This window comes from Streptomyces sp. JK94, from assembly GCF_053613315.1.
This window is the reverse complement of record NZ_JBSICH010000027.1, coordinates 74,788-99,890: the sequence shown is the minus strand read 5'-3', so window position 1 is coordinate 99,890 and position 25,103 is coordinate 74,788. Positions and strand designations below refer to the sequence as shown.

The window sequence follows — 25,103 nt, the reverse complement described above, 5'->3', positions numbered from 1 at the left end:
GGTCCCCACGGCGCGGGCGGCCGCCCGCGCCCTCGTCAGCCGGCCCCCTCCGCGCGGTGCGCTGTCACGCCCGACGCGCGCGCGACCAGCGCGGCGAACTCGCGCCGCACGGCCGGCCGGGCGCCGGTGCGGTCGAAGTGCCGGAGACTGTCGGCCGCCAGCTCGCCGATCTTCGCCTCCACCGTCTCCCGGGCGCCGGTGCGCTCCAGCGCCGCCCGTGTCCGCTCCACGGCATGGTCCGTCCCGGTGTCCGCGTCCGGCGCGAGCGCGGCGGCGGCATGGTGGTCCGCGGTGGTGCCGGCGAGCCGGTGGGCGACGGCCAGCAGGTAGGTGAGCTTGCGCGACCGCAGATCGTCGTCGGCCGGCTTGCCGGTCAGCGCAGGGTTCCCGAAGGCACCGAGGAGGTCGTCGCGGAGCTGGAAGGCCAGCCCGGCGCACCGCCCGGCCGCCCGCAGCGCGTCCACCGTGTGCTCGTCGGCCCCCGCCAGGATCGCGCCCAGGGCGAGGGGCCGGGCGACGGTGTACAGGGCACTCTTCAGGGTGGCGATGGTCAGGGCCTCGTCGACCCCGGACGAACGGGCGGCCTGGGCGTGCAGGTCGAGGTACTGTCCCGCGACCATCTCGGCGCGCATCGCCCGCCACTCCCCGTGCAGGCGCGGGCCGTGCGGCGTCCCGAACGCCGTCTCCGTCAGCAGGTCGTCCGCCCACACCAGCGCCAGGTCGCCCGCGAGAACGGCGGCCGAGGTCCCGAACGTCTCCGCCGGGCCGTGCATGCCCGCGGCCCAGTGCGTGCGGGCCAGTTCGACGTGCAGGGCCGGAGCGCCCCTGCGCCGCAGTGACCCGTCCATCACGTCGTCGTGGACGAGGGCGCACGCCTGGAGCAGTTCGAGGGCCGCTCCGGTGCGCAGTACCGCCGTGGTGTCGCCCGAGCCGCCCGCGGCCCGCCAGCCGCAGCACGCGAACGCCGTACGCAGCCGCTTGCCGCCCCGCGCGACCAGCGCGGCCACCCGCTCGGCCACGTCCCGGGCGAAGACCGGATCGACCGCACGGGAGTCACGCAGGCGCGCGTCGAGGACCTGACCGAGGACGGTGCCGACCGCGTCCGCGGCGTCGGGCGCGGTGGGAGGGTCGTCGACGGTCCCGGCCGGTGCGCCCGCCGCCGGCGGCAGTCCTAGCATGCGCAACCCCTTCTCACTTCTCGCTTCCGGTCCCCTGCACGTGAGTGCTTCCACCGAGTGCCCTGATGCGGATGCGCCGATGTCCGCCCGGTCCGGAGGCGGCCCCGGGTGTGCTCACCCCAGTGACGCACCGGGGCCGGGCTCACGGCGCCCCCGGCGTCCGGGGTGAGGGAATGGGGGGCGAGCTGGTCGCCGAAGAGCCAGTGCACGACGGGCCTCTCCTCAGTCGCGTCCGCGGGCGTGCCTGAAGCGTGCCAGCCCGTCGGTGAGGTCGATCAGTGGGGCGGGATAGTCGAGTGCGTCCCGCCGGTCCGCCGGGAGCCGCCACGGCTCGTGCACCCTCGTGCCGTCCACGCCCGCCAGTTCGGGGACCCAGCGGTGCACGTAGGTGCCGTCCGGGTCGAAGCGCTTCCCCTGGATCACGGGGTTGAGGACGCGGTGGGGGCGGGTGTCGGTGCCGGTACCGGCGATCCACTGCCAGTTGAGCTGGTTGTTGACGATGTCGCCGTCCACGAGGAGGTCAAGGAAGTGCCGGGCGCCGATCCGCCAGTCCACGTACAGCGTCTTGGTCAGGAAGCTCGCCGCCAGCAGGCGCGCCCGGTTGTGCATCCAGCCCTCCTGACGCAACTGGCGCATGGCCGCGTCGACGACGGGATATCCCGTACGCCCCTCCCGCCACGCGGCGATGTCCTCGGCGGCGTCCTCCTCGTCGCGCCAGCGGTCGTGGCGGGTGCGGTAGTCCCGCACGGACGCCTCGGGCCGAGCGGCCAGCACCTGGTGGTGGAAGTCCCGCCAGCACAGCTGCCGCACGAACGCCTCCGCGCCGGGCCCGCCCAGCCCGCGGGCCCGGTGCACGAGTTCCACCGGTGAGAGAGCCCCGAAGTGGAGGTACGGCGACAGCCTGGAGGTCGCGTCGCCCGCCAGGTCGTCGTGCCGGTCCTCGTAACCGGACAGCCCGCCCCGCGACCACTTCGAGAACCGGTCCCGCCCGGCCGTCTCGCCTCCGGCCGGAAGACCCGGGGAGGTGTCCGGGACCTCCGCACGGCCGGGCGGCGGATCGCTGCGCACCCCGTCCGGAACGCGGACCGCGCGCGGCGCGGCGAGGGGCTGCCTCGGTGACTGCCGGGACCAGCGGCGGAAGTAGGGGGAGAAGACGGTGAAGTGGCCGGAACCGGAGGGCGTCACCGTCCCCGGAGCGACGACGGTGGTCACCGCGGCGTGCGCGTGCAGGGCCACGCCGTCGTCACCGAGCCGCGTACGCAGCCGTTCCTCACGGTGGTGGGCGTACGCGGTGACGCCCGCGGCGATGTGCACCTCGGCGGCCCCGCACTCGGCGGCGACCGCGCGGACCTCCCGGACGACCGGTCCGGTCCGGACGACGAGCCGGCCGCCGCGCCGGCGCAGCGAGGCGTCGAGGTCGTTCAGGCAGTCGGCGAGGAAGGCCCGCCGGTTGGGGGCGTCGAAGCCGGCCGCGTGCACTCCGGGGTCCAGCACGAACAGGGGGACCACCTCGTCCGCCGCCTTCAGCGCGGCGCGCAGGGGCGGATGGTCGTGCAGACGCAGGTCCAAGGTGAACAGGACGACCGCGACGGTCATGGGCCACTCCTGGTGGTGCGGTGCGGTGCGGTGCGGGGACGCGGGGGTGCTACGGCCGGCCGTTCCGCCGGCCGCGGGGGGATCGGATGCGCCTGGCGGGCGCACTGCCCTTGCGGGCCGTCATGCCCCGGGCGGCGGCCTGGGTGATGTTGCGGGCCATGCCCCCGAAGACGACGGCGTGGAAGGGCGAGACGGACCACCAGTAGGCGTGGCCGAGAAGACCCCGGGGGTGGAACAGTGCCCGCTGCCGGTACCGGGTACGGCCTGCGTCGTCCGTCTCGACGTACATCTCCAGCCACGCCAGTCCCGGCAGTCGCATCTCGGCCCGCAGCCGCAGCAGACGGCCCGGCTCGATCTCCTCGACACGCCAGAAGTCCAGCGAGTCGCCGACCCGAAGGCGCTCGGCGTCGCGTCGTCCGCGGCGCAGGCCGACACCGCCGACGAACCGGTCCAGCCAGCCGCGGACCGCCCAGGCCAACGGGAAGGAGTACCAGCCGTTGTCACCGCCGATTCCCTCGACCACCCTCCACAGCGCGTCCGGGGACGCGTCGACGGGCAGGTGCCGCTCGTCCTGGTAGAGGCTGCCGCCGGCCCAGTCGGGGTCGGTGGGCAGGGGGTCGCTGGGGGCTCCCGGGACGGACGCGGACGACCAGCGGGTGGCGACCTGCGCTTGTCGCACCCTTCGCAACGCCAGGGCCAGCGCTTCGTCGAACGGCAGAGGCCGGCCCGGAGCGTCGGGAACGTACCGGGCGATGTCGTGTTCGTGGCAGACGACCTCGTACCGCAAGGACTCCGTCAACGGCCGGGCGATGGAGGCCGGAACCGGGGTCACGAGGCCGACCCAGTGGCTGGACAACCGCGGGGTGAGCACCGGTACCGGCACGATGATCCGTCGCCGCAGCCCGGCGACGACGGCGTAGCGGCGCATCATCTCGCGGTAGGTGAGGACGTCCGGTCCGCCGATGTCGAAGGACCGGTCCACGTCGTCCGGCACGGTGGCGGAGCCGACCAGGTAGCGCAGCACGTCACGGACCCCGATCGGCTGCGTGCGGGTGTGCACCCAACTGGGGGTGACCATGACCGGCAGCCGCTCGGTCAGGTAGCGCAGCATCTCGAAGGACGCCGATCCCGAGCCGATGACGACCGCGGCCCGCAGCACGGTGGCGGGCACCCGGGAGTCGAGGAAGATCCGTCCGACTTCGGCACGTGAGCGCAGATGCGGGGAGAGCGTCCGTTCGGGGACGTCCCGCGGAGTGAGGCCGCCCAGGTAGACGATCCTCCGGACGCCCGCCGCGTGCGCCTGCTCGGCGAAGATCCGTGCCGCGCGACGATCGGTGTCCTCGAAATCCGCGCCGGCCGCGAGGGCGTGCACCAGGTAGTAGGCGACGTGGACACCGCGCATGGCCTCGGCGACCGAGTGCGGGTCGGTGACGTCACCGCGTACGTTCTCCGAGTCCGCCGCCCAGGGCTGGTCGCGCAGTTTGGCGGGGGTGCGGACCAGGCACCGGACCCGGTGACCGGCCGCCAGCAGCTCCGGCACCAGGCGTCCGCCGATGTATCCGGACGCGCCGGTCACCAGACAGTGCAGCTGCTCCGCGTCCCGCTGTCCGTTCGTTCCCACGGCCCTTCCTCCGGCTCGTTCCACGACACCTTCCCCGTCTCGACCGATCCTGGCCCCCGCACCGCCGCCCCGCCCGTCGCGAGGCGGCGGCCACCCCGGTGCCGCGACCGGCCGCCCGCGTCGAACGCCTGATCCGCCGGCGGGCCGCGCACGAGGGCTGCCGGCGCGGGGGCCGGTGGCGCGGGCCTGCTGCACGCTCGCCCGCGCACCCCTTTCGTGCTCGGCATCTGTTCGTGCCCAGCGCCCGTGGCGGACGCACGAGGAGCACGCCGCCGTGCGGTCAGCCGGGCGGAGCCTTCTCGCCGCCCCCCTGGCCGGCCCGGCCGCGGCCGAGCAGTCCCGTCGCCGCGAACGGTTCCGACGCCGCGAGCCGCGGCAGTTCGCGGCGCGACAGCCAGGTGACGACGGGCGGCATCGCGGCGCGCACGAGCTGGGTCGAACGCAGCCATCCCGGTACGTAGACGGATGGACGGCGTCGCTCGACGGCGGTGACCAGCCGGTCCGCCACGTGGGCCGTGGGATGCACCTTGCGCGCCGGTGGTGGCATGTGCGCGCGCAGTTCCCGCAGTACGGCGTGTTCGTCGGCGTCGCGCACCATGTCGGTGTCGGTCCAGTTGATGTAGGCGATGCCCACCCCCACGTGCCGGTGGGCGACCTCCGCCCGCAGCGCGTGGGCGAACGACTCGACTCCCGCTTTCGACGCGCAGTACGCGCTCATCATCGGAGCCGCCCCGATGGACGCGAGCGAGGCCACCTGGAGGAAGTAGCCCCGCGTGGCGAACAGGTCGGGCAGGAACGTGCGCGCGGTGGCGGCGCTGCCGATGAGGTTCACCTCCACGACGCGGCGCCAGACACCGGGGTCCGACTCGGCGAACGGCCCGCCCTCGGCCACACCGGCGTTGGCGACCACCACCGACGGAGGGCCGAGTCGCGCCCGGATCTCGGCACCGGCCCGGTGCATGCCGCGGTCGTCGGTGACGTCGACCTCCCAGCAGGCGGAGGTGCCCGGCAGGTCGTCCCTGACCAGGTCCAGGGTTCTCTCGTCGCGTCCCAGCAGCGCCACCTTCGCGCCCCGTTCGGCCAGGGTCCGGGCCAGGGCGGCTCCGAGACCGCGCGCGGCTCCGGTCACGACGGCCACGCGACCGTGCAAGGGCTTCCCGGAGACCGGCATGGAAGGTTCCTTTCGGCGGTGGCTCCTGCCCGGCCCACGCTAGACGCGTGCCGGCCGGGGGGCATGCCGGCTGCGGCCGGGCGGGCCACCGGGGCCCGGCACCGGAGGGCGGAACGGGCCCCCACCCTGGCGGGCGGTTCGCCGTCCCTCGGCCGTCCGGGTGACCGACCCGGCATCCGGCAACGGGCGCCGGCGCCGGGCGCCTGCCTCTCCGGGCGTCCGGCTTCGAGGCCAAGGTGCCGTGGCACCACGAGGTGCGTCCCGTCTCCGGGGCGGCGACGAGGGAGTGGGGCCGGCCGGGGAGGAACTGGTCGCTGGAGCGTCCGTTGCGCCTGCAGACATGGCAGAACAGGCGGTCCGGGCTGGTCGGCGCGTCGGGGCGGAGCCAGTCGCTCACGTCGACCGCGAGGACGAGCCTGTTGTCGGCGGCCCTGGGCTGCGGCAGCACGGTCAGCCGCACAGGCGGTCCGGGAACCACCTCCGGCCGCCTGCCGCAGGGTACGTGAAGTCCCGCTCCAGCTGGCCGGAGGCGCTGTTCGTCCGCGCTTCGGCGGCCACATCACGCTCGCACGACAGTGCTTTCACCGGAACCTGGGACGTTATAGGGGGAGGAGCTCTTCGGCGTCGGAGTGTTGTCGGGATCGGCCGGCCCGGAGGGAGCAAGCAAGACCTGCGGGGTCGCCTTGGGAGGGACGACGATGGACAGGGTGCCGGCCGCTGTGTGTGAGCGGTCGGCACCCTGAAGGCGGGGGAATGTCAGGCGGTGATGCGGTTGAAGTTGTTCCAGCCCTGGCCGATTTGGCGGCTGCTGTTGTATGGGGTGCCGTTGTCGCGGGTGAAGTTGTTGGAGTACAACCACATCGTGCCGTCCGGCCTCAACGCCACCAGGTCGGTGTATCCGTCGCCTGTGGCGTCGGCCGCGGTGATGCGGTTGAAGTTGTTCCAGCCCTGGCCGATTTGGCGGCTGCTGTTGTATGGGGTGCCGTTGTCGCGGGTGAAGTTGTTGGAGTACAACCACATCGTGCCGTCCGGCTTGAACGCCACCAGGTCGGTGTATCCGTCGCCTGTGGCGTCGGCCGCGATGATGCGGTTGAAGTTGTTCCAGCCCTGGCCGATTTGGCGGCTGCTGTTGTATGGGGTGCCGTTGTCGCGGGTGAAGTTGTTGGAGTACAACCACATCGTGCCGTCCGGCCTCAACGCCACCAGGTCGGTGAACGAGTCGCCCGTCACGCTGTGAGCGGTCCGTTCGGGCCCCTCCCACGTCCACCAGCTTGTCTGTTTGCGGGCACCAGCCCAGCTGAGACTGAAGTGGATGTGGTCCCTGTGCGGATTGCTGCCGCTGTACTCCCGCCACTCGTCTGCGGCTCGGCTCGACGACCAGATCTTCCCGTTCCAAATCAAGTACATGATCCCGAGCCGCCGGGCGTTGGCGTGCTTGTTGCCGTACTTGTCCGTCTTCAGCAGCCAGTCGAGGATGTCCTCGGCGACGGCGCGGTCACCGGAGTCGTAGTAGTTGAGCATGTAGTCCAGCGCACGGCCTTCCTTGTGCTCACTCGTGTCACCGTCATCGCAGGCGCGGGTGAAGTAGGAAGTGTGAGAGCCGTACGCCTCGTCGAGCAGGTCCCGGAGGCCCAGAGCGCCCGGCTTGACGGTCAGATCGCAGGTGTCCTGGGGGTCGTTGGCGGCATACGCGTCGATGGCCGACCCGAAGTCCGGGGTGGACGGCGCGGCCGACGCGGGCGGCGCCACGAGGATCGTCGCGGCGGCGACGACGAGCCCCGCCATCCAGGCTGTCAGCGCGGTGACCGGCCGCCACCGGCTCCGTGGGCGCGGATCGGCGGACGGTATCGAGTCCGCCTGGGGTCTTGCTCTCCTTGTGAACACGGCACTCCTTCGGTCGGGTCTTCCGGGAGGGCCTGCCGGTCGGCTCGCGTGCACGGCGCCCCCGTTCAGTTCGCTGCGTTGGTCCAGTGCCGGCGCGCTCGTCGCCACGGATGCGGCCACTCGCTGTGCGACCAGCCATGCACTGGCCTTGCGGTTTCCGACGGCAGTCTGGGGTGCCTTCGCCGTGTGAAGTACCTGAAACTATTCAGGGTGCTTGTTGCCGCCGCGTGGGAAGCGGGACGGTAGGGACCGGGTGCGGGCCCGGGCGAACGAAGAAACCCTGGCCGGGACTCGGGACCCGGGAGCGGACGGGCAGGGGCGGCCGCCGCCGGATCCGGTCCGCTGCGTCGCGCATGACGGTATTGGTCGCCGGTTGACATGAAGTCGCCGCGCGAACTTCGGTCCGATCCTGTCGAGGCAGAGGCGCCGAAGGTTCTACTCGACGGTCTGCACCGGGCGAAGATCCGGCTCGCTGATGAGGTGCTCGTAGTCGGCGACTCCATCGGAGACAGCACCCGAGCCGAAATCGCCTACACCCGGTCGCTGGGCAAGCCCGTGCGGTTCAGGCACCCCGAAGTCGACCCTGACGCCTGACGGGTGAGGAGCGGGAGCTGCTGGCGCTGGGAATCCGGTTGGTGGAGCGACTCGCGGCGCACTAGCCTTTCCGGCGAAGCCGTGGCGGACCGGAGCCGCTCGGCTCAGGACAGCCGCGGAGGCCCCGGGGCCGCACGGACCAGGTCGTCCCCGTACCGGGGCCCTCACGCCGCGGGCCGGCACCATCCGTTCGAGGGGACAGGGGGGCGGGCGACGATGCACACGTCGGAGCTCCCGCGTGCGGTGGCCGCGGGCAGGGCGATCGCTTCGTCACTGGGCCTGGCAGCAGACGACGTGGTAGTGATCCACGACTCGAACAAGCTCACCCTGCGGCTGCTGCCGTGTGACGTCCTGGCCCGGGTGGCACCCGTGGCACAGCAGGTCGCGCGGTTCGAAGTCGACCTCGCCGTGCGGCTCGCCGAGTCCGGGTGCCCCGCGGCGGCCCTCGACCCTCGAGTGGAGCCCCGCATCCATGAGCGGGACGGTTACGTGGTCACGCTGTGGACCTACTACGAACCCGCTGCGCCACGCGAGGCCGCACCGGCCGACTACGCCGACGCGCTCGCGCGGCTGCATGCCGGTATGCGCAGGCTCGACGTCCCGGCACCGCACTTCACGGACCGGGTGGAGCAGGCGCAACAGCTCGTGGCGAACCGCGACCGTACTCCCGCGCTCGGGGAAGCGGACCGGGCGTTGCTCGGTGACACGTTGAGCAGTCTGCGGCGAACGATCGGCGAGCGCGGCGGCGCCGAGCAACTGCTGCACGGGGAGCCCCACCCGGGCAACGTGCTCCCCACGGAGCACGGGTTGCTCTTCATCGACCTCGAGACGTGCTGCCGTGGGCCCGTCGAGTTCGACCTCGCCCATGCTCCCGAAGAGGCCGGCGAGCACTATCCGGGCGCCGATCCGGAGACGCTGCGCATGTGCCGGCTCCTCGTGCTGGCGATGATCACGGTGTGGCGCTGGGACCGGGAAGACCAGTTCCCCGACGGGCGTCGACTGGGTACGCAGTGGCTTCACCGGCTCCGGGCGGCACGCGGACGCGACGGCCTGGACGCACCGGGCTGATCGCGCCGCTCCGTGCCCGGCGCGCTGCCGCGAGGTCGGCATCATGGCCGTCCTGCGGCAACCGCTCCCACCGCACCGACGCGACCTGTACCGCCTTCGGCCGGCTCGACCTCGTCGCCGCACGAGGCACCCGGACCCACAGGCGGGCCGGCGGGTGCGCGCAGAACGTGACGGGCGGAACCGAGACGGGGCACGCCACCGGCACCTACTCGCGCCTCACCCGCACGGTCGTGGGTCCGGGCAGGTTCGCCACGCGGGTCGAAACGGTCGTGCCCTGTTGCCGGACGCCCACGTCGGGGCCCCGGGCCGGGAGCGCCCCGGTCTCACCGCCGCTGTCGGTCCACAGGTAGGTGACGTTCACCCAGCCGTTGTCGACGAGGCCGACGTCGTACAAGGTGCCGTCGGCCAGGTCGATGCCGGCCGGGTTGGCGACCTGCCGGCCGAACTCGTCGCGTCCGCCGTTGTAGCCGTCCTCGTAGGCGGCCTGTGCTTCGGGCAGGCCCCGCGGCAGGTCCTGCCACTGCTCGCGCTGAGCGGACGGGTTCCAGTGGTCGTCGTGCGTGTTCCAGGGGCCGACGTCCCAGACCGGTGCCGTCTCGCAGCGGGCGGGCCCGCAGACCTGGACCGAGTACTGCCCGCTGCCGTTGGGTGACAGGGCGCGTCGCGAGGGAAGCGCCACGAAGTGGTCGTTCTCACGGATGACGTGGCCGTTGGCAGTGGTGTGACCGACCAGTCCCACCCGGGTGGCGAAGACCCGTGCCGAGAAGGCGGAGGCCGTCGGCGGCGCGGGCTCGGCGTGACCGCCGCCGGCGTCGTCCGCCGTCAGCGTCAAGGACCTCACCGCGGCCGTGTCGCCGCCCTTCGCGCTCCACAGGGTGAGCCGGGCCTGGATCTCCACGGCATCGCGCGGCAGTTCCACGGCGGTACCGGCAGCAGCCTGCCGCCACTCGGTCCAGGTGCCGTCGGCCGACCGGCCCCGCACGTCGCTCTCGACGCTCGCCGCCGCGGGCACCGTCGCGTCCAGGGCCACGGTGACCCGGTTCACCGCCCGCTCCATGGGCCGGGCCTCCAGCACGGCGGACGCGTAACCGCCGTCCCGTTCCAGGGAAGCGGGGCCGGCGGAACCGTCCCGCACCCGCAGGGCGCCCTCGGCGTACTGGACGTTGACGTCGTCGGTACCGGTGCGGGACAGGTCCGGTTGCCACGACACCGGGGCGGACGAAGAGGCCGCGGCGGCGCGAACCGGTGCGGTGGCCGGCGCGGCACCGGCGAGAGCGATCAGGCACACCGCGCCGGCCAGCGCGTGTGCGGACCGCGATCCGCGGCGCGGGGCGGAGCCCCGGCGCGAGGGGGGAGGGGGCAGCATGTGGGGGACTCCCGGGGGCCAGGCGTCGTCGACGTCGATGAGGAGGGCGGAGACGCGACCGCCGTGGCCGGACAGGTTCGACCGCGCACGGTTGCTGCAGCCGTCGTACTCCACCAGCCCGCCCCGGACCGGGCAGGCCACGCGGTCGGACGCCGGTGCGGGCACGCCCGCCACCCGGGCGGAGTCCGGCGCGGGCGGCTGACGGACGCTCATGCGACGCGGCCCCGTATGCAGGCGCCCCGGAATTCGCGGCCCGCGGTGGCCCGCGGCTGCCGGCACCGGCACGGCACCGCGGGCGGTCCGGGCCCGACCGCAGGGGCGTCGACGGGGTCCGCAGGGCACCGCTCTCGGAGGAAAGGCTTTTCGGACGCTCTGACCAGGGAACACGTTCGCTGACTTCGCCCAGCGAGACACAGGAGGCCGACGTGGCGGACGACCAGCGTCACCAGCAGAACCCGACCGATCAGTATCCGCGTCCCGACTTCGCCGCGCAGGACCAGCCGCATCCGGGCTGGACGGGGCCGATGGACCCGCCGCCCGACCACGGTGAGGAGTCGTACCGCGGCTCCGGGCGTCTGGTGGGCCGCAGGACCGTGGTCACGGGCGGTGACTCGGGCATCGGCCGCGCCGTGGCCCTGGCCTTCGCGCGTGAGGGCGCCGACGTACTGTTCACCCACCTCGCGCAGGAGGAGGACGAGGCGCGGGAGACGTCCCGTCTCGTGGAGGAGGCCGGGCAGAAGGCCGTGGCCGTCTCCTGCGACATCCGGGAGGAGGAGAACTGCCGGGCGTTGATCGACCGGGCCGTGTCGGAGTTCGGCGGCATCGACGTCCTGGTGAACAACGCGGCCTACCAGATGGCGCAGCCGGACGGCATCGAGGCGATCCCGACGGAGCAGTTCGACCGGGTCATGCGGACCAACCTCTACGGCATGTTCTGGCTGACGAAGTTCGCACTGCCGCACATCCCCGCGGGCGGCAGCGTCATCAACACCACCTCGGTCCAGGCTTACAAGCCCAGCCCGCAGCTGCTGGACTACGCGATGACCAAGGGCGCGATCGTCACCTTCACCCAGGGACTCGCCCAGATGGTCGCGGAACGCGGCATCCGGGTGAACGCGGTGGCGCCGGGGCCCGTGTGGACCCCCCTGATCCCAGCGACGCTGCCGGACACGGCCGAGTTCGGCAAGCAGAGCCCACTGGGACGGCCCGCCCAGCCGGCCGAGCTGGCACCCGCGTACGTCTATCTCGCCTCGCAGGAGGCCGGCTACGTCACGGCGGAGATCCTGAACGCGACCGGTGGGACGCCCCTGCCGTAGGCCCGGGGTCAAGCACGGCCCGGTGGCGGCCGGGGGCCTCGCCCGACGCGTTTCGCCCGTGGCGGGAAACCGGAAGTCGGTACAGGCGTACGGACGTGACGCGCGGCGAAGGGCCGCCACCGTGGCCTTCACCCCTGCGCCCGCGCCGGCGCCGGTGAGTGACGTCGGGCCCGCGGTGGCCTGTGGCCTGGTGCGAGCGGCTCCCGGGGCGGCCGGCCGACGCGAGGCCGACGCCGGAGCCGGGCGCTCACGGTGCGCCGCCGAGACCGGGCGCTCACGGACCGCTGCCGAGACCGGGCGCTCACGGTGCGTTGCCGGGCCTGGGCCGCGGTACCCTGCCGCCCATCGAGGTCACACCACGTCGGGGCGCCGGGGGACTTGCATGGCGGAGCGGGACGAGGCGATCCTGGCCGGACTCGGCTCTCTTCCCGCTCCCGTGCGCGCGGACTGCATCCGCGTCCTGGAAACGGCCGTGCGGGTCGCTCCCAGGGCGTGGACCCGCCGCAGGGGCGTCCGACCGCAGTGGATCACACTCCCGGACGGCGACGGCGACGTCGTGGTCCGGGTGGACTCCGGCGAACTGAGCCGGCACGTCGACTGGGCCGGCCCACGGTCCGACCGCTCCTTCGCCGGCGCCCTGCGGGAGAAGCTGGGGACGAACCGGTGCGCGGCCCTGGTCCACGGCAACGCGATCGACTCGCGCTCCTGGGGCTGGGTCCTCCCCCTCCTGTTCGGGCAGCTGCCCAGGCCGGACACGGCGGTGAAGGTCGACGTCGAGCACCGCACGGGAGCCCGCGCCACTTTCTCGTTCCCGGTCACACACCGGCGCCTGCCCGTCCCACGCCTACGGTTCGAGCAGGACGTGCGCGCGATCCTGCGGCGCGCAGGAGAGACGTGACCCGAGCGGGCCCGCCCGGAGAGGACGCCGTCAGGCCGTGGCCCGCCACCGCGCCCACCGAGTCCGGCGCCGACCCGCACGCCGAGGTGCAGACTATTCTTGACGACCTTGCCCCGGGGAACGCTCTGGACAGGGCGCATATCGCCGTGGTCGGCCACGGGCGCACAGCTGTGTGTGAAGCTTTCCCCATGACTCACCCGCGTGAAGAAGTCAGGGTCCGACTGCAGACCGATCGTCCGCACTCGGCCCGTGTCTGGAACTACCTGCTGGGAGGCAAGGACAACTACCCCGTCGACAGCGAGGCCGGCGACGTCATCCTGGCGACGTTCCCGGAGTTCGCCGCCGTCGCACGGCTGCAACGGCGCTTCCTCTCGCGCGCCGTACGCTTCCTGGCGGGGGAGGCCGGTGTGCGGCAGTTCCTCGACCTCGGCACAGGCCTGCCCACCGCGGACAACACGCACGAGCTGGCCCAGCGCATCGCGCCGGAAAGCCGCGTCGTGTACGTGGACAACGACCCCCTCGTCCTCGTCCACGCACAGGCCCTGCTCACCAGCAGTGACGAGGGCGCGTGCGCCTACATCGACGCCGACGTCAGGGACCCGGACCGCATCCTGGCCGAGGCCGCGAAGACCTTGGACCTCAGCCGCCCGGTCGCCCTGACCATGCTGGGGATCATGGGCCAGATCTCCGACGCCGAACGCCCCGCGGAGCTGGTGAGCGCGCTGCTGGCGGGGCTTCCCCCGGGGAGCTACCTGGCCCTGAGCGACGGCACGAACACCAACGAGGCGCTCAACACGGCGGTCGGGGTCTACAACGGGCAGTCGGCCAACACGTACCACCTCCGCTCGCCGCAGGAGATCGCTGCCTTCTTCGCCGGGCTGGACCTGGTGGAGCCGGGGGTCGTGTCCACGGCCACGTGGCGGCCGGACGAGCACCGGTCCGATGAGTCCACGGCCGACGTCTCCGTCTGCGGTGTCGCGGTCAAACACTGACGCTTCGCCGACGGGGGCCGGACAGGGAACGGCGGCCCGGGTGCCGCCGTCGTCGCAGCGAGGGCTCGCCCGGGAAGCCCGCCCCCCCCTTGAACTGAACACAGGTGCTCCCCACCCGCCGTCGCCGCGTGCCCGGCGGCCGGCGGTGCGGGCACCGGCCGCCCGGACGCGTGATCAGGGCCGCTGCGGTGCGGCCCTCGTTAAACTGCCGGTGGGCAGAGCACCGAGTTCAGGGGGGACCCCGATGCCGGCACACGACCCGTCCGTCCGCGGCTCCAGCGCCATCGCCGGGGTCGGCGGAGCCGCCGGGATCAGCGGAGCCGGGGGCGGGCCCGGCGGGGCGAGTGGGACGCCCGGCCCGCCGGTCCGTCAAGCCCTGTCCGACAGCGTGTACGAGGACATCAAGGCCCGGGTCATGGACCACGAGATCGCCCCGGGCGCACGGGTCGGCATCGAGGCCCTGGCCCGTACGCTCAACGTCTCGCCGACCCCCGTGCGCGAGGCGCTGGCCCGGCTGGAGTCCGACGGCCTCGTCGTCAAGCGCTCCCTGTCCGGATACCGGGCGACCGAACTGCTCACCCGCCAGGGCGTGGAGGAGCTGTTCGAGATGCGGCTGATCCTGGAACCGCGCGCCGCGGCGCTGGCCGCCCTGCACGCCGACGAAGGACAGCTCGACGCCATGGAGGCGACGCTGGAGGCCATGCAGGCCCACCCCGGCCCCGCCGGACCGTACGCGTCCTACCGCGATTTCGCCGCCCTCGACCAGCGCTTCCACGACGTCGTCGCCGGGGCCGCGCACCGGCCGCTGCTCGCGGACGCGGTCGAGCGCCTCCACTCCCACCTGCACATCTTCCGCCTGAACAGCGCCCAGGACGGGGGTGATCCGACCCTGGACGAGCACGAGCGGGTGGTACGGGCGATCCTGCGCCGCAGGGCCGAACGTGCCGAGGAGGCGATGACCGAGCACCTCACGCGCAGCCTGGAGCGCCAGCTGAGCCGGTTCGCGAAGTGACCGGCTCAGTGGTGGTCGCCCCGGGCCGGGGGCCGCTGGGCGGGCCGGCCCGCCAGCCGGTACACGCGTCGTGCGGTGCCGGACCACACCTCGGCCCGCTCGGCCGCATCCAGCCCCGCCGACAGTTCCCGTGCCGAGGCGACGACCTGCCCGTAGCTCGCGGCGAGGGTGCTCACCGGCCAGTCCGAACCGAACATGACCCGCCGGGGGCCGAAGGCGTCGAGGACGGTGCCGGCGTACGGTCTGAGATCGTCGACCGTCCATGACGCCCAGTCGGCCTCGGTGACCATGCCGGACAGCTTGCACACCGTGTTCGGCAGCCCGGCCAGCTCCCGCACCCGTCCCGCCCAGGGCTCCCGTGCCGCCGACGCGATCGGCGGCTTGCCGAGATGGTCCAGGACGAAGGTGAGACCGGGGACGGCGGCGGCCGCGCGGATCGCCGCCGGCAGCTGGTGCGGCAGCACCAGCAGGTCGTAGACGAGTCCGGCCGCGGCGACGGCCCGCAGGCCGCGCAGCACCTCCGGACGGGTCAGCCAGTCCGGGTCGGGTTCCCCCTGGACCTGGTGGCGGATCCCGCGGAGCAGGCCACCGCCGGGCAGCGATCCGAGCCGGCCCAGCTCGTCGGCGACGCCGGGGGCCGTCAGGTCGGTCCACCCGACGACCGCCGCGACCAGGTCGCTCTCCGACGCCAGGGCCAGCAGCTCGGGTGTCTCCTCGGCGATGTTCACCGTCTCCACCACCACGGTGGCCGTCACCCCGGACGCCCGGGCCACGGCCTCCAGTTCCGCCGGTGCGAAGGACCGGCGCAACGGTGCGAGCCCGGGACCGCCGAGCCACTCCTGGTCGCGTACCGCGAGGTCCCACAGGTGGTGGTGGGCGTCGACGACGCTCACCGCCCGTCCCCCTCCGGCACCGGCGCGTCGCCGGACAGCAGTCCACGAGCCCGCAGACCGTCCCACACGGCCTCCGCGACGGGCCCGCGGTACTGCGCGACGGCGTCCCGGACCTGGTCCGCCGAGCGCGCGCCGACGAGGACCGACGCGACCGCCGGATGCCCGAAGGGGAACCGCAGCGCGGCGCGGCGCAGGGGCACCCCGTGCGCCTCCGTGACCTCGCGCATGCGCACCGCCCGGCGCAGGAGTTCCCCGGGTGCCGCGGCGTAGTCGTACGTGGCCCCGGGGGCGGGATCCGCCAGCAGCCCGGAGTTGAACACACCGCCGACGACCACGCTCTTGCCGGCCGCGTCGGCGGCGGGCAGCAGTGCCTCCAGGGCCCCCTGTTCGAGCAGGGTGTAGCGCCCGGCGCAGAGGACGGCGTCCACGTCCGTGTCCGTCAGGAAACGCGTCAGCATCCGGCTCTGGTTCATCCCCGCGCCGATGGCCCGGACCATCCCCTGCGACCGCAGCTCCTCCAGCGCCGGATACGCCTCCCGGAACACCTGCTCCTCGTGGTCGTCGGGGTCGTGGAGCAGGACGAGGTCCACGCGGTCGGTCCCGAGACGGGTGAGGCTGTCCTCCAGCGAACGGCGCACACCGTCGGGGCTGAAGTCCCATCGCCGCCGGTGGGTGGCCGGCACGGCGAAACCGTGGGCCAGGTCGTCGCCGCCGCCGTCGTGCGGGACCAGCACCCGGCCCACCTTGGTGGACAGCGTGAAGGCGTCCCGGGGCCTGCTTGCGAGGACCTCGCCCAGCCGGCGTTCCGACAGGCCCAGACCGTAGTGGGGCGCGGTGTCGAAGTAGCGGATGCCGGCCTCCCAGGCGGCCTCCACGGCGGCCGCCGCCTCGTCCTCGCCCACGGCTTCGTACAGACCGGCGACCGCGGCGGCACCGAAGCCGAGCGCGGTGACGGGGACCCCGCTGCGGCCCAGGACCGTGACCGGCAGAGCGTCCGCTCCGGCACCGTCCCCGCCCCGCGTCCTCACCGTTCCTCCGGACGCAGCCGCAGTCCCTGCATGCCGCCGTCCACGGCGAGGGCCGTTCCGGTGACGCCGGCCGCGGCCGGGCTCGCCAGGTACACGATCGCGGCGGCGACCTCGCCGGCGGTGATCAGGCGGCCCATGGGCTGGCGGGCGTTGAGCGCGGCGCGCTCGGCCGCGGGGTCCTCCGCCCGGTCCAGGAGACGGCCCACCCAGGGCGTGTCCGCCGTCCCGGGGTTCACGCAGTTGACGCGGACGCCCTCGCGGACGTGGTCGGCCGCCATGGCCAGGGTGAGGGCCTGTACGGCGCCCTTGCTCGCGCTGTACAGGGCACGCTGCGGAAGCCCGGCCGTGGCCGCGATCGAGCACGTGTTGACGACGGCCGCGTGTGCGGAGGCGCGCAGACGGGGCAGGGCCGCCCGGGTGGTGCGGACGATGCCGAGGACGTTCACGTCGAGGACCCGGTGCCACTCGGCGTCGTCGTTGTCCTCGACCGTTCCCGCGGCGCCGATGCCCGCGTTGTTGACCAGGATGTCGATGCCGCCGAGGTCGTCGGCCGCGGTGGCGACGGCGGAGCGTACGGAGGCGTCGTCGGACACGTCGGCCAGGTAGCCGCGCAGGGGTGCGCCGGCACCGGACGGGTCGAGGTCGAGGACGGCGACGTCGGCCCCGCGGGCGACCAGCAGGTCCGCGGTGGCCCGGCCTATCCCCGAGGCGCCACCGGTCACCAGGGCCGTCAGACCTGACAGTTCGCTCACGGGCGGGTCTCCGTCTCCTGGCCGGCGAGGTCGGCGGCCCAGAAGGTGCCGTCGGGATAGCGGTACGCGGTGATCGACCCGGGGCGCATCCGGGAGGAGAATCCGGGCATCGTGGGCGCCGTGTAGTGACCGTCGGAGACGACCGCGGGATCCTCGAAGTGCTCGTGCAGGTGGTCGACGTACTCGATGACCCGGTCGTCGGTCGTTCCGCTCAGGGCGACGTAGTCGAACATCGACAGGTGGCGCACCAGTTCGCACAGGCCGACACCGCCGGCGTGCGGGCAGACCGGGACGCCGAACTTGGCGGCGAGCAGCAGGATGGCCAGGTTCTCGTTGACACCGCCCACCCTCGCCGCGTCGATCTGCAGCACGTCGATCGCGTCGGCCTGGAGCAGTTGTTTGAAGACGATGCGGTTCTGCGCGTGCTCCCCGGTGGCGACCTTGACGGGCGTCACGCCCCGGCGGACGGTCGCGTGGCCGAGGATGTCGTCGGGGCTGGTGGGCTCCTCGATCCAGTACGGGTCGCTCGCGGCGAGGGCGTTGGTCCAGTCGATGGCCTCGGTGACGTTCCAGCGCTGGTTGGCGTCGACGGCGATGCGGACGTCCGGCCCGACCGCCGCGCGTGCCGTGCGCAGCCTGCGGACGTCGTCGGCCAGGTCGGCGCCGACCTTGAGCTTGATCTGGGTGAAGCCGTCGGCGACCGCCTGCTTCGACAGCCGGACGAGCTTCTCGTCGGAGTGGCCGAGCCAGCCGGGGGAGGTCGTGTACGCCGGATAGCCGCGCGACAGGAGCAGGGCCTCGCGGCCGGCGGAGCCCTCCTTGCCCGAGCGGAGCAGGGCGACGGCTTCCGGCCGGCTGAGCGCGTCCTCGATGTAGCGGTAGTCCACCTGGTCGGCGAGCCACTCCGGGTCGGCGTCGGACAGGAGCTTCCACACCGGTTTGCCGGCCCGTCTTGCCGCCAGGTCCCAGACGGCGTTGACGACGGCGCCGATCGCCATGTGCATCACGCCCTTCTCCGGGCCGAGCCAGCGCAGTTGGCTGTCGCCGTTCAGAGCCCGGCTCACCGTCCCCGGGTCGGCGCACACGGCGTCCACGGACCGGCCGACGACATGTTCCCGCAGTGCGGTGATGGCCGCCGCCTGGACTTCGTTGCCGCGTCCGATGGTGAAGGCGAAGGCGTGCCCCGCCAGGCGGCCGTCCGGTCCCGGGTCCGCGTCGGTGCGCAGGACGACGTAGGCGGCCGAGTAGTCGGGGTCGGGGTTCATCGCGTCCGAGCCGTCGAGGTCGCGTGAGGTGGGAAAGCGGATGTCGACGACCTCGACGTCCGTGATACGTGCCGTGCGGTGGTCGTTCATCGCCCTCTTCCCGCGTCCTCGGGGTCTCGCGCAGGCGGTCGGACCCGTCGGGCCGACCCCCGGAGCGCCGCCGGCTCGCAGACGGGATGCCGGCAGGGCGGGGGCACTACGGCCGACGTTCCGCTTGCTCGAAGCCCCCTGAAATCACATAGGATTTGATGGTCGTGATCCTCGTGCAGGGCTGCTCACCGCGTCAAGACCCGTACAGGACGTGAAGTTGAGGGGGTGCAACGGTCAGGCCGGGACGGGATCGTATAGAGCTACCACCGTGGGGAGTCCACCAACCCCGCGCGCACGACGACGAGAGACGGAGTCGGAGAGGAGACCCCCGACCGGGGCGGGCGGGGCCGCGCCGCGGGTCCGAGTGCGCGGGGTGACCGTGGACGCCGGCCCCGACGGCCGGGCAGCCTTTCCCGTCGGCCGGGCAGCCTTTCCCGTCGGCACGTCAACTGGCCTGGTGAACGGTCGGGTTGGCCGGCCCGCGCGGTGCGGACATCACGTTCCGTGAGGGCTGCGTGCGAGGATGTCGTCCGTGACCAGTTCGCCTTCCCCACCCGCTCCCGGTGGCGCGCCGCGCCACCGCGGTCTGGGCCCCCGTACCGCCGCCGGGCTCGTGTTCGGCTCCTCGGCCGCGGTCCTGGTGGTCGAGATCGTCGCTCTGCGACTGCTGGCCCCCTATCTCGGTCTCACCCTCGAGACCAGCACCATGGTGATCGGGATCGCCCTCACCGCGATCGCCGCCGGTTCCTGGCTGGGCGGGCAAATCGCCGACCAGGTCGATCCACGCCGGCTCATCGGCCCCTCGCTCGGGCTTTCGGGCGTGGTCGTGGCGCTCACCCCCGCCGTGCTGCGCAGTACGGCGCAATGGGCTCCCGCGGTGCTCCTGTTGATCGCGTCACTGACCATTCTCGTGCCGGGCGCGCTGCTGTCCGCGGTGACGCCGATCGTCACCAAGCTGCGTCTCACCAGCCTCGCCGAGACCGGCACCGTCGTCGGCCGGCTGTCCGGTGTCGGTACCCTCGGCGCCATCGTCGGTACGGTCCTCACCGGCTTCGTCCTCGTGTCGCGGTTGCCGGTCAGCGGCATACTGATCGGCCTCGGGACCCTGCTGGTGGCCGGCTCGGCGCTGGTCGAGTGGCGAACGCGCGGGTGGAGCGGCACCCCCGCCCTGACGCTCGTGGTCGTCGCCGGTGGCCTCGCCACCACGGCCGCGCCCGGTGGCTGTGACGCGGAGACCAAGTACCACTGCGCACGGGTCGTCGCGGACCCCGACCGCGACGGCGGCCGCACACTCGTCCTGGACGGTGTGCGGCATTCCTACGTCGACGTCGACGACCCGACCTTCCTGGAGTTCGCGTACGTGCGGGCCATCGCGTCGGTGGTCGACGCCGCCTTCCCCGAGGGCGAGCCGCTCGCCGCACACCACCTCGGCGGTGGCGGGCTCACCCTCCCCCGTTACCTGGCGGCCACGCGGCCCGGGACGCGCAGCCTGGTGTCCGAGATCGACGGCGGGGTGGTGCGGATCAATCACGACCTGCTCGGCCTGAGAGCACAAGCCGGTATCGACGTACGCACCGAGGACGGCAGGCTCGGGCTGCGGCGGCTGGACACCGGCAGCCGTGATCTCGTCGTCGGCGACGCCTTCGGAGGTGTCAGCGTGCCGTGGCACCTCACCACCGCGGAGGCCCTGACGGACATACGGCGGGTGCTCGACGAGGACGGCCTGTACGCCGCCAACCTCATCGATCACGGCGACATGGACTTCGCCCGTGCCGAAGCGGCCACGCTCGGCGAGACCTTCGAGCACGTGGCCCTCGTCGGTGAACCCGCCGACATCGGCCTCGGCCCGTCCGCCACCCCCGACGGCGGCAATCTGGTGGTACTCGCTTCCGGCCGGCCGCTCGACCTGCGCGCGATCCAGGAAGCGCTGGACGCCCGGCACACCGGCTGGAAGATCGTCACCGGCGGCGACCTCGCTTCCTGGACCGGTGACGCCCGACCGCTCACCGACGACTACGCCCCCGTCGACCAGTTGCTCCAGCCCTCAGGTCCGGGGGCCCGCTGACCGCATCACCGACACGTCCGGAGACCGTCCTGGGCTCGGCCGCCGAGCCGGAGGCGGCCGACCCGCGCCCGCTTCACCCATGACACCGAGGGACGCGCCCGAAGAGCGCGCACGACCAGCCTGCTCGAAGCCCGGGTCCCGAGTACGACCGAGCCTCCCCCTTCTCCGCGAGCGCTGCGGGAGGGGGTGACGGCGCCGAGTGCCGCAACGGCCGCCTCCGACCGGTCGCAGGGCGCGGTCGAGCGCGGTTGACCGCGACACGGCCCTCTCGGCCACGGACGGAGAACGACAAAGGCGAGGAGATCCCTCCTCGCCACGTCCAAGGTATAGCGCACCGGGGGGCTTGCGGCAAGGCCCGGGGGACGGCGCAGAATCGGCGGCCGAGACCACGACCTGCGGAAACGGGAGGGACGACATGCGTATGCCGTCGGAAGAAGGCAGCACACCGGCGTCGGGGGCATCGGCATGACCGAGCGGTACGTGCTGGATCTCCGGGAGGTCGACGAGACGCGGACCGCGGTCGTCGGCGGCAAGGGCGCGCACCTGGGCGGTCTGTCGCGGATCGACGGGGTCCGCGTGCCGGGAGGCTTCTGCGTGACGACGGACGCCTTCCGGCGGGTCGTGGCGCAGGCGCCGTCGGTCGCGGACGACCTCGGTCGGCTGTCGCACGTGAACCCGGACGACACGGAGGCGGTCCGTGCGCTGAGCGCACGCGTGCGACGGACCATCGAGGGGATCGAGATCCCGGGTGACCTCGCGGCGGCGGTCACCCGTGCGCTCGCCCGGCGTGGCGACCGGACCGCCTACGCCGTCCGGTCCAGCGCGACGGCGGAGGACCTGCCGACGGCCTCTTCCGCGGGCCAGCAGGACACGTACCTGAACGTCGTGGGACCGACGGAGGTCCTCCGGCACGTCAGCCGCTGCTGGGCCTCGCTGTTCACCGAGCGGGCCGTGACCTACCGCCGGCGCAACGGCATCGACGACCGTACGGTCCACATGGCCGTGGTCGTGCAGGAGATGGTCTTCCCGGAGGCGGCCGGCGTCCTGTTCACGGCCGACCCGGTCACGGGCGACCGGAGGACCGCCACCGTGGACGCCGGCTTCGGCCTCGGGGAGGCGCTGGTCTCCGGCCTGGTGAACCCCGACGTCTTCAAGGTGAGAGACGGCGAAGTCGTCGCGAAGACGATCGCCGCCAAGCAGCGGGCCGTGCGCGCCCTGCCGGCCGGCGGTACGCGGATGGTGACGCTCGACGCACGGCGGCAGGAGCAGCCGGCCCTGACGGATGCGCAGGCGACCCGACTGGTACGGCTCGGACGGCGGATCGAAGCACACTTCGGCCGCCCGCAGGACATCGAGTGGTGCCTGGTGGACGGGGCCTTCGAGATCGTCCAGAGCCGTCCCATCACGACGCTCTTCCCCGTCCCCGAAAGCGGCGGCCAGGGCAACCGCGTGTACCTCTCCGTCGGGCATCAGCAGATGATGACCGACCCCATGAAACCCCTGGGCATCTCGGTGTGGCAGCTGACCGCGCTGGCACCGATGCACGAGGCCGGCGGGAGGCTGTTCGTCGACGTCACCCGCCCCCTGTCCACGCCCTCGGCCCGCGCGGGCCTCCTGGACACCGTGGGGAGAGGCGATCCGCTGGTCAGGGACGCACTGGAGACACTCCTCGGCCGCGGGGACTTCGTCGCGTCGCTGCCGGACGCCGGCCCCGGCGGGCCGCCGGGCGGCGGCCTCCCGGCTCCGGTCGAGACCGACCCGGCCCTCGTCACCGGACTGATCGCGCGCAGCCAGGCGTCGCTCGCCGCCCTCGAGCGGGACATCCGGACGAAGACCGGGCCGGCGCTGTTCGACTTCCTGCTGGAGGCCTTCGAGGAGCACAAGCGAATCCTCGGGGATCCGCTGAGCAGGCAGGTGGTCATGGCGGGCATGGAAGCCGCCTGGTGGCTCAACGACACGCTGCTGGAGTGGCTGGGGGAGAAGAACGCGGCCGACACGCTCACGCTGTCCGCCCCCGGCAACGTCACCTCGGAGATGGGGCTGGCGCTGCTCGACGTCGCGGACGTGATCCGCCCCCTTCCCGAGGTGGTGGCCTTCCTCCAGGACGTGAAGGAGGAGGATTTCCTGGACGAGTTGGCGCGGCTCCCGGGCGGGAGCGCGGCGCGCGACGCCATCGAGGCCTACCTGGACCGGTACGGCATGCGCTGTGCCGGCGAGATCGACATCACGCGACCGCGCTGGCGCGAGCGTCCCACCGCTCTCGTGCCGGTGATCCTGGACAACGTCAGGAACTTCGGACCGGGCGTCGCCGCGCGGCGCTTCGAGGAAGGGCGGCGGCAGGCGCGGAGGAAGGAACAGAGCATCCTGTCACGCCTGCGGGAGCTGCCGGACGGCGAGCGCAAGGCCGACGAGGCCAAGCGGATGATCGATCGGGTCCGCACGTTCGCCGGATACCGGGAGTACCCGAAGTACGACCTCGTCAGCCGCTACTTCGTCTACAGGCGGGCCCTTCTGGAGGAGGCCGGACGTCTCGTGCGGGCCGGTGTCCTCCCCGACGAGGACGACGTCCACCACCTCACGTTCCAGGAGTTCCACACCGTCGTGCGCTCGCACCGGCTGGACGAACAACTCGTCCGGCGCCGGAAGGACGCCTTCCGGACGTACCGGACGCTCACGCCGCCCCGAGTGCTCACCTCGGACGGCGAGGCCGTCACGGGGGCGTACCGACGGGACGGCGTGCCGTCCGGTGTCCTGGTCGGTCTGCCGGTCTCCACCGGGACCGTCGAGGGGAGGGCCCGCGTCGTCCTCGACATGGCGGAGGCGGATCTGGCGGCGGGCGACATCCTGGTCACGGCCTGTACGGATCCCAGCTGGTCGCCCCTGTTCGTCGGAATCACGGGACTCGTGACGGAAGTCGGCGGACTGATGACCCACGGCTCGGTCATCGCCCGGGAATACGGCCTGCCGGCCGTCGTGGGCGTGGAGCAGGCCACCCGGCTGATCCGGGACGGGCAGCGGATCCGCGTCCACGGAACCGAGGGGTACGTCGAGCTCCTGCCCTGACCGGCCGGGCGGCCGGCACCGGCGTCCGCACCGCGCCAGGGCGAGCGGCCGTGCGCCACAGGTCCGCGGCGGCATGCGAGCGGTCGACGGCGCAGGCCGGGCGCCACGCCGATCCGGGCCGTTCGCGCCGCGGCGTGGCCCGTTCGGCAACTCCCCACCGGCAGAGCACACTTGATGGGACCGGTACAGGCATGAACAGGCCGGGTCGGGCAACCAGGAAGGAACCGAAGGAGCAAAGCAAGCCAACCGCACCGGACAGGGAGATATCGATGTCGTCCTACAGCCGCACGAGCGCGCACAAGACGAGCCGGACGAGCGGACTGGCGATCGCGGGACTGGTCTGCGGCATCGTCGGCCTGTTCCTGCTGCCGATCATCCTGGGCCCGCTGGCCATCATCTTCGGTGCCGTGGCGATGCGTCAGACCGGTTCGATGATGGCGAAGTGGGCCATCGGTCTCGGAGTGGTCGACATCATCCTCATGATCGTGATGTTCACCGTCGCCGCCAACAACGGCGGCAGTTTCACCTGGAACATCGGCTGACCCACAGCCCCGGGGCCCCTGCCCGCCCCGGCCGCCACGCCCGCCCGTACGCCCCTGCCCGCCCCGTGCCGGGCCCGGGGCGAGGAACGGGGCGGCGGCCGGGGCGGGCAGGGGCCCTTGCGCGGGTACGTCCACGGCGCCGTGGACGCCGTCTCGCAGGACCGCACGGGACGGTCGGCTGCCGCGTGACGAACGGCTGGACGGTCTTCCGGGCCGGCGGTGAGATCGACATCGCCTTCGCCCCCGTCGTACGAGCCGCGGTGGTCCGGCTCCTCGCCGACGGTCACCGGCGCTTCGTCCTGGACCTGTGCGGCGCACCCTTCCTGGACTCGGCGGGGGTCGGCATGATCGTCGCGGTCACCAAACGCATCCGGGCCCACCACGGGTCGCTGCGGATCGCCTGCGACGACAAGCGGCTGCTGCGCGTCTTCTCCCTCGGCGGGCTGCGTCCCGTCTGCTCGTTCCACGACTCCGTGGAACAGGCCGCCGCGCACCCCGCCGGCGCCGAGGACCTCGCCGGCTGGCCCCGCCCGCGACGCTGACCTCCGCGCCGTCCGTCCCGCCCGGCCGGGCAGAGGCGGTCGCCGGACGGGGACGGTGCGCCGGCCGGTGCCACGCGGCGACCACGGCGTGGGCGGCCTCCTGCCGCGTCCGGTGCCGCCCCCCCCGGGAAGTGTGCGCGGCGCGCACCTGCGGTGGGCGTGTTGTG

19 protein-coding genes and 2 pseudogenes are annotated in these 25,103 nt (G+C 73.1%); 10 read left to right on the top strand and 11 right to left on the bottom strand.

Annotated features, from left to right (window positions below; all coding sequences use genetic code 11):
* Positions 1 to 35: 35 nt before the first annotated feature.
* From ACVV2G_RS23990 to ACVV2G_RS23965, 6 genes and pseudogenes are all read right to left on the bottom strand, one after another.
* Positions 36 to 1,178 carry a polyprenyl synthetase family protein gene (locus ACVV2G_RS23990; protein ID WP_453844813.1) on the bottom strand — a complete coding sequence of 381 codons (1,143 nt, stop codon included), beginning with the start codon at positions 1,176 to 1,178 and terminating at the stop codon, positions 36 to 38.
* A gap of 222 nt (positions 1,179 to 1,400) precedes the next feature.
* On the bottom strand, positions 1,401 to 2,774 hold the full coding sequence (locus ACVV2G_RS23985; protein ID WP_453844812.1) for a cryptochrome/photolyase family protein: 1,374 nt from the start codon (positions 2,772 to 2,774) through the stop codon (positions 1,401 to 1,403).
* Between the two features lie 49 nt (positions 2,775 to 2,823).
* Complete coding sequence (locus tag ACVV2G_RS23980; protein WP_453844811.1) at positions 2,824 to 4,395, bottom strand: SDR family oxidoreductase; 1,572 nt, start codon at positions 4,393 to 4,395, stop codon at positions 2,824 to 2,826.
* A 280-nt stretch (positions 4,396 to 4,675) separates the two neighbouring features.
* Positions 4,676 to 5,566 carry an SDR family oxidoreductase gene (locus ACVV2G_RS23975; RefSeq protein WP_453844810.1) on the bottom strand — a complete coding sequence of 297 codons (891 nt, stop codon included), beginning with the start codon at positions 5,564 to 5,566 and terminating at the stop codon, positions 4,676 to 4,678.
* Positions 5,567 to 5,810: 244 nt separating this feature from the next.
* Positions 5,811 to 6,020: pseudogene (locus tag ACVV2G_RS23970) on the bottom strand (transposase); the annotation flags it as partial.
* Positions 6,021 to 6,322: 302 nt separating this feature from the next.
* Entirely contained in the window at positions 6,323 to 7,351 is a 1,029-nt protein-coding gene (locus ACVV2G_RS23965) for an FG-GAP repeat domain-containing protein (protein ID WP_453844809.1), read from the bottom strand.
* A 474-nt stretch (positions 7,352 to 7,825) separates the two neighbouring features.
* On the opposite strand from ACVV2G_RS23965, the pseudogene ACVV2G_RS23960 reads away from it, so the two are divergent.
* Together ACVV2G_RS23960 and ACVV2G_RS23955 are read left to right on the top strand one after the other, a co-directional pair.
* A pseudogene (locus ACVV2G_RS23960) lies at positions 7,826 to 8,044 on the top strand (hypothetical protein); the annotation flags it as partial.
* 216 nt (positions 8,045 to 8,260) lie between these two features.
* Positions 8,261 to 9,112, top strand: coding sequence for a phosphotransferase (locus ACVV2G_RS23955; RefSeq protein WP_453844808.1), 852 nt, complete (start codon positions 8,261 to 8,263; stop codon positions 9,110 to 9,112).
* A 205-nt stretch (positions 9,113 to 9,317) separates the two neighbouring features.
* On the opposite strand, the gene ACVV2G_RS23950 is transcribed toward ACVV2G_RS23955, so the two are convergent.
* Positions 9,318 to 10,691, bottom strand: a complete 1,374-nt coding sequence (locus ACVV2G_RS23950) for a hypothetical protein (protein ID WP_453844807.1) — start codon at positions 10,689 to 10,691, stop codon at positions 9,318 to 9,320.
* A gap of 212 nt (positions 10,692 to 10,903) precedes the next feature.
* Between ACVV2G_RS23950 and ACVV2G_RS23945 the strand changes: the two genes are divergently transcribed.
* From ACVV2G_RS23945 to ACVV2G_RS23930, 4 genes are all read left to right on the top strand, one after another.
* Positions 10,904 to 11,794, top strand: coding sequence for an SDR family oxidoreductase (locus tag ACVV2G_RS23945; RefSeq protein WP_453844806.1), 891 nt, complete (start codon positions 10,904 to 10,906; stop codon positions 11,792 to 11,794).
* Between the two features lie 382 nt (positions 11,795 to 12,176).
* Entirely contained in the window at positions 12,177 to 12,692 is a 516-nt protein-coding gene (locus ACVV2G_RS23940; protein ID WP_453844805.1) for a hypothetical protein, read from the top strand.
* A 188-nt stretch (positions 12,693 to 12,880) separates the two neighbouring features.
* Positions 12,881 to 13,684 carry an SAM-dependent methyltransferase gene (locus ACVV2G_RS23935; protein WP_453844804.1) on the top strand — a complete coding sequence of 268 codons (804 nt, stop codon included), beginning with the start codon at positions 12,881 to 12,883 and terminating at the stop codon, positions 13,682 to 13,684.
* Between the two features lie 244 nt (positions 13,685 to 13,928).
* The gene (locus ACVV2G_RS23930) at positions 13,929 to 14,696 is read left to right on the top strand and encodes a GntR family transcriptional regulator (protein WP_453844803.1); all 768 of its coding nucleotides are present in this window, start codon (positions 13,929 to 13,931) and stop codon (positions 14,694 to 14,696) included.
* 5 nt (positions 14,697 to 14,701) lie between these two features.
* Here the strand turns inward: ACVV2G_RS23930 and ACVV2G_RS23925 are convergent, their stop codons facing one another.
* Genes ACVV2G_RS23925 through ACVV2G_RS23910 form a run of 4 tightly spaced genes read right to left on the bottom strand, consistent with a single transcriptional unit; the run spans position 14,702 to position 18,724 of the window.
* Positions 14,702 to 15,589, bottom strand: a complete 888-nt coding sequence (locus ACVV2G_RS23925; RefSeq protein WP_453844802.1) for an amidohydrolase family protein — start codon at positions 15,587 to 15,589, stop codon at positions 14,702 to 14,704.
* Positions 15,586 to 16,617, bottom strand: coding sequence for an aldo/keto reductase (locus ACVV2G_RS23920; protein WP_453844801.1), 1,032 nt, complete (start codon positions 16,615 to 16,617; stop codon positions 15,586 to 15,588). Before ACVV2G_RS23920 ends, ACVV2G_RS23925 begins: the two co-directional genes overlap by 4 nt.
* Positions 16,614 to 17,369, bottom strand: a complete 756-nt coding sequence (locus tag ACVV2G_RS23915) for an SDR family NAD(P)-dependent oxidoreductase (protein ID WP_453844800.1) — start codon at positions 17,367 to 17,369, stop codon at positions 16,614 to 16,616. Before ACVV2G_RS23915 ends, ACVV2G_RS23920 begins: the two co-directional genes overlap by 4 nt.
* A complete protein-coding gene (locus ACVV2G_RS23910) occupies positions 17,366 to 18,724 on the bottom strand; it encodes an enolase C-terminal domain-like protein (RefSeq protein ID WP_453844799.1) in 1,359 nt (452 codons plus the stop codon). The genes ACVV2G_RS23915 and ACVV2G_RS23910 overlap by 4 nt, the downstream gene beginning before the upstream one ends.
* A 523-nt stretch (positions 18,725 to 19,247) precedes the next feature.
* Between ACVV2G_RS23910 and ACVV2G_RS23905 the strand changes: the two genes are divergently transcribed.
* The 4 genes from ACVV2G_RS23905 to ACVV2G_RS23890 all read left to right on the top strand — a co-directional run bounded on the left by ACVV2G_RS23905 (position 19,248) and on the right by ACVV2G_RS23890 (position 24,936).
* The gene (locus ACVV2G_RS23905) at positions 19,248 to 20,789 is read left to right on the top strand and encodes a fused MFS/spermidine synthase (RefSeq protein WP_453844798.1); all 1,542 of its coding nucleotides are present in this window, start codon (positions 19,248 to 19,250) and stop codon (positions 20,787 to 20,789) included.
* A 465-nt stretch (positions 20,790 to 21,254) separates the two neighbouring features.
* Entirely contained in the window at positions 21,255 to 23,852 is a 2,598-nt protein-coding gene (rph, locus tag ACVV2G_RS23900) for a rifamycin-inactivating phosphotransferase (RefSeq protein ID WP_453844797.1), read from the top strand.
* Between the two features lie 269 nt (positions 23,853 to 24,121).
* Complete coding sequence (locus tag ACVV2G_RS23895; protein ID WP_453844796.1) at positions 24,122 to 24,394, top strand: DUF4190 domain-containing protein; 273 nt, start codon at positions 24,122 to 24,124, stop codon at positions 24,392 to 24,394.
* 185 nt (positions 24,395 to 24,579) lie between these two features.
* Positions 24,580 to 24,936, top strand: a complete 357-nt coding sequence (locus ACVV2G_RS23890; RefSeq protein ID WP_453844795.1) for an STAS domain-containing protein — start codon at positions 24,580 to 24,582, stop codon at positions 24,934 to 24,936.
* Positions 24,937 to 25,103 lie beyond the last annotated feature (167 nt).

Coding starts and splice junctions, on each gene's coding strand:
- ACVV2G_RS23990 (WP_453844813.1), bottom strand. CDS start 1,178: ATGCTAGGACTGCCGCCGGCGGCGGGCGCACCGGCCGGGACCGTCGAC.
- ACVV2G_RS23985 (WP_453844812.1), bottom strand. CDS start 2,774: ATGACCGTCGCGGTCGTCCTGTTCACCTTGGACCTGCGTCTGCACGAC.
- ACVV2G_RS23975 (WP_453844810.1), bottom strand. CDS start 5,566: ATGCCGGTCTCCGGGAAGCCCTTGCACGGTCGCGTGGCCGTCGTGACC.
- ACVV2G_RS23965 (WP_453844809.1), bottom strand. CDS start 7,351: ATGGCGGGGCTCGTCGTCGCCGCCGCGACGATCCTCGTGGCGCCGCCC.
- ACVV2G_RS23955 (WP_453844808.1), top strand. CDS start 8,261: ATGCACACGTCGGAGCTCCCGCGTGCGGTGGCCGCGGGCAGGGCGATC.
- ACVV2G_RS23950 (WP_453844807.1), bottom strand. CDS start 10,691: ATGAGCGTCCGTCAGCCGCCCGCGCCGGACTCCGCCCGGGTGGCGGGC.
- ACVV2G_RS23940 (WP_453844805.1), top strand. CDS start 12,177: ATGGCGGAGCGGGACGAGGCGATCCTGGCCGGACTCGGCTCTCTTCCC.
- ACVV2G_RS23935 (WP_453844804.1), top strand. CDS start 12,881: ATGACTCACCCGCGTGAAGAAGTCAGGGTCCGACTGCAGACCGATCGT.
- ACVV2G_RS23930 (WP_453844803.1), top strand. CDS start 13,929: ATGCCGGCACACGACCCGTCCGTCCGCGGCTCCAGCGCCATCGCCGGG.
- ACVV2G_RS23910 (WP_453844799.1), bottom strand. CDS start 18,724: ATGAACGACCACCGCACGGCACGTATCACGGACGTCGAGGTCGTCGAC.
- ACVV2G_RS23905 (WP_453844798.1), top strand. CDS start 19,248: ATGTCGTCCGTGACCAGTTCGCCTTCCCCACCCGCTCCCGGTGGCGCG.
- rph (WP_453844797.1), top strand. CDS start 21,255: ATGACCGAGCGGTACGTGCTGGATCTCCGGGAGGTCGACGAGACGCGG.
- ACVV2G_RS23895 (WP_453844796.1), top strand. CDS start 24,122: ATGTCGTCCTACAGCCGCACGAGCGCGCACAAGACGAGCCGGACGAGC.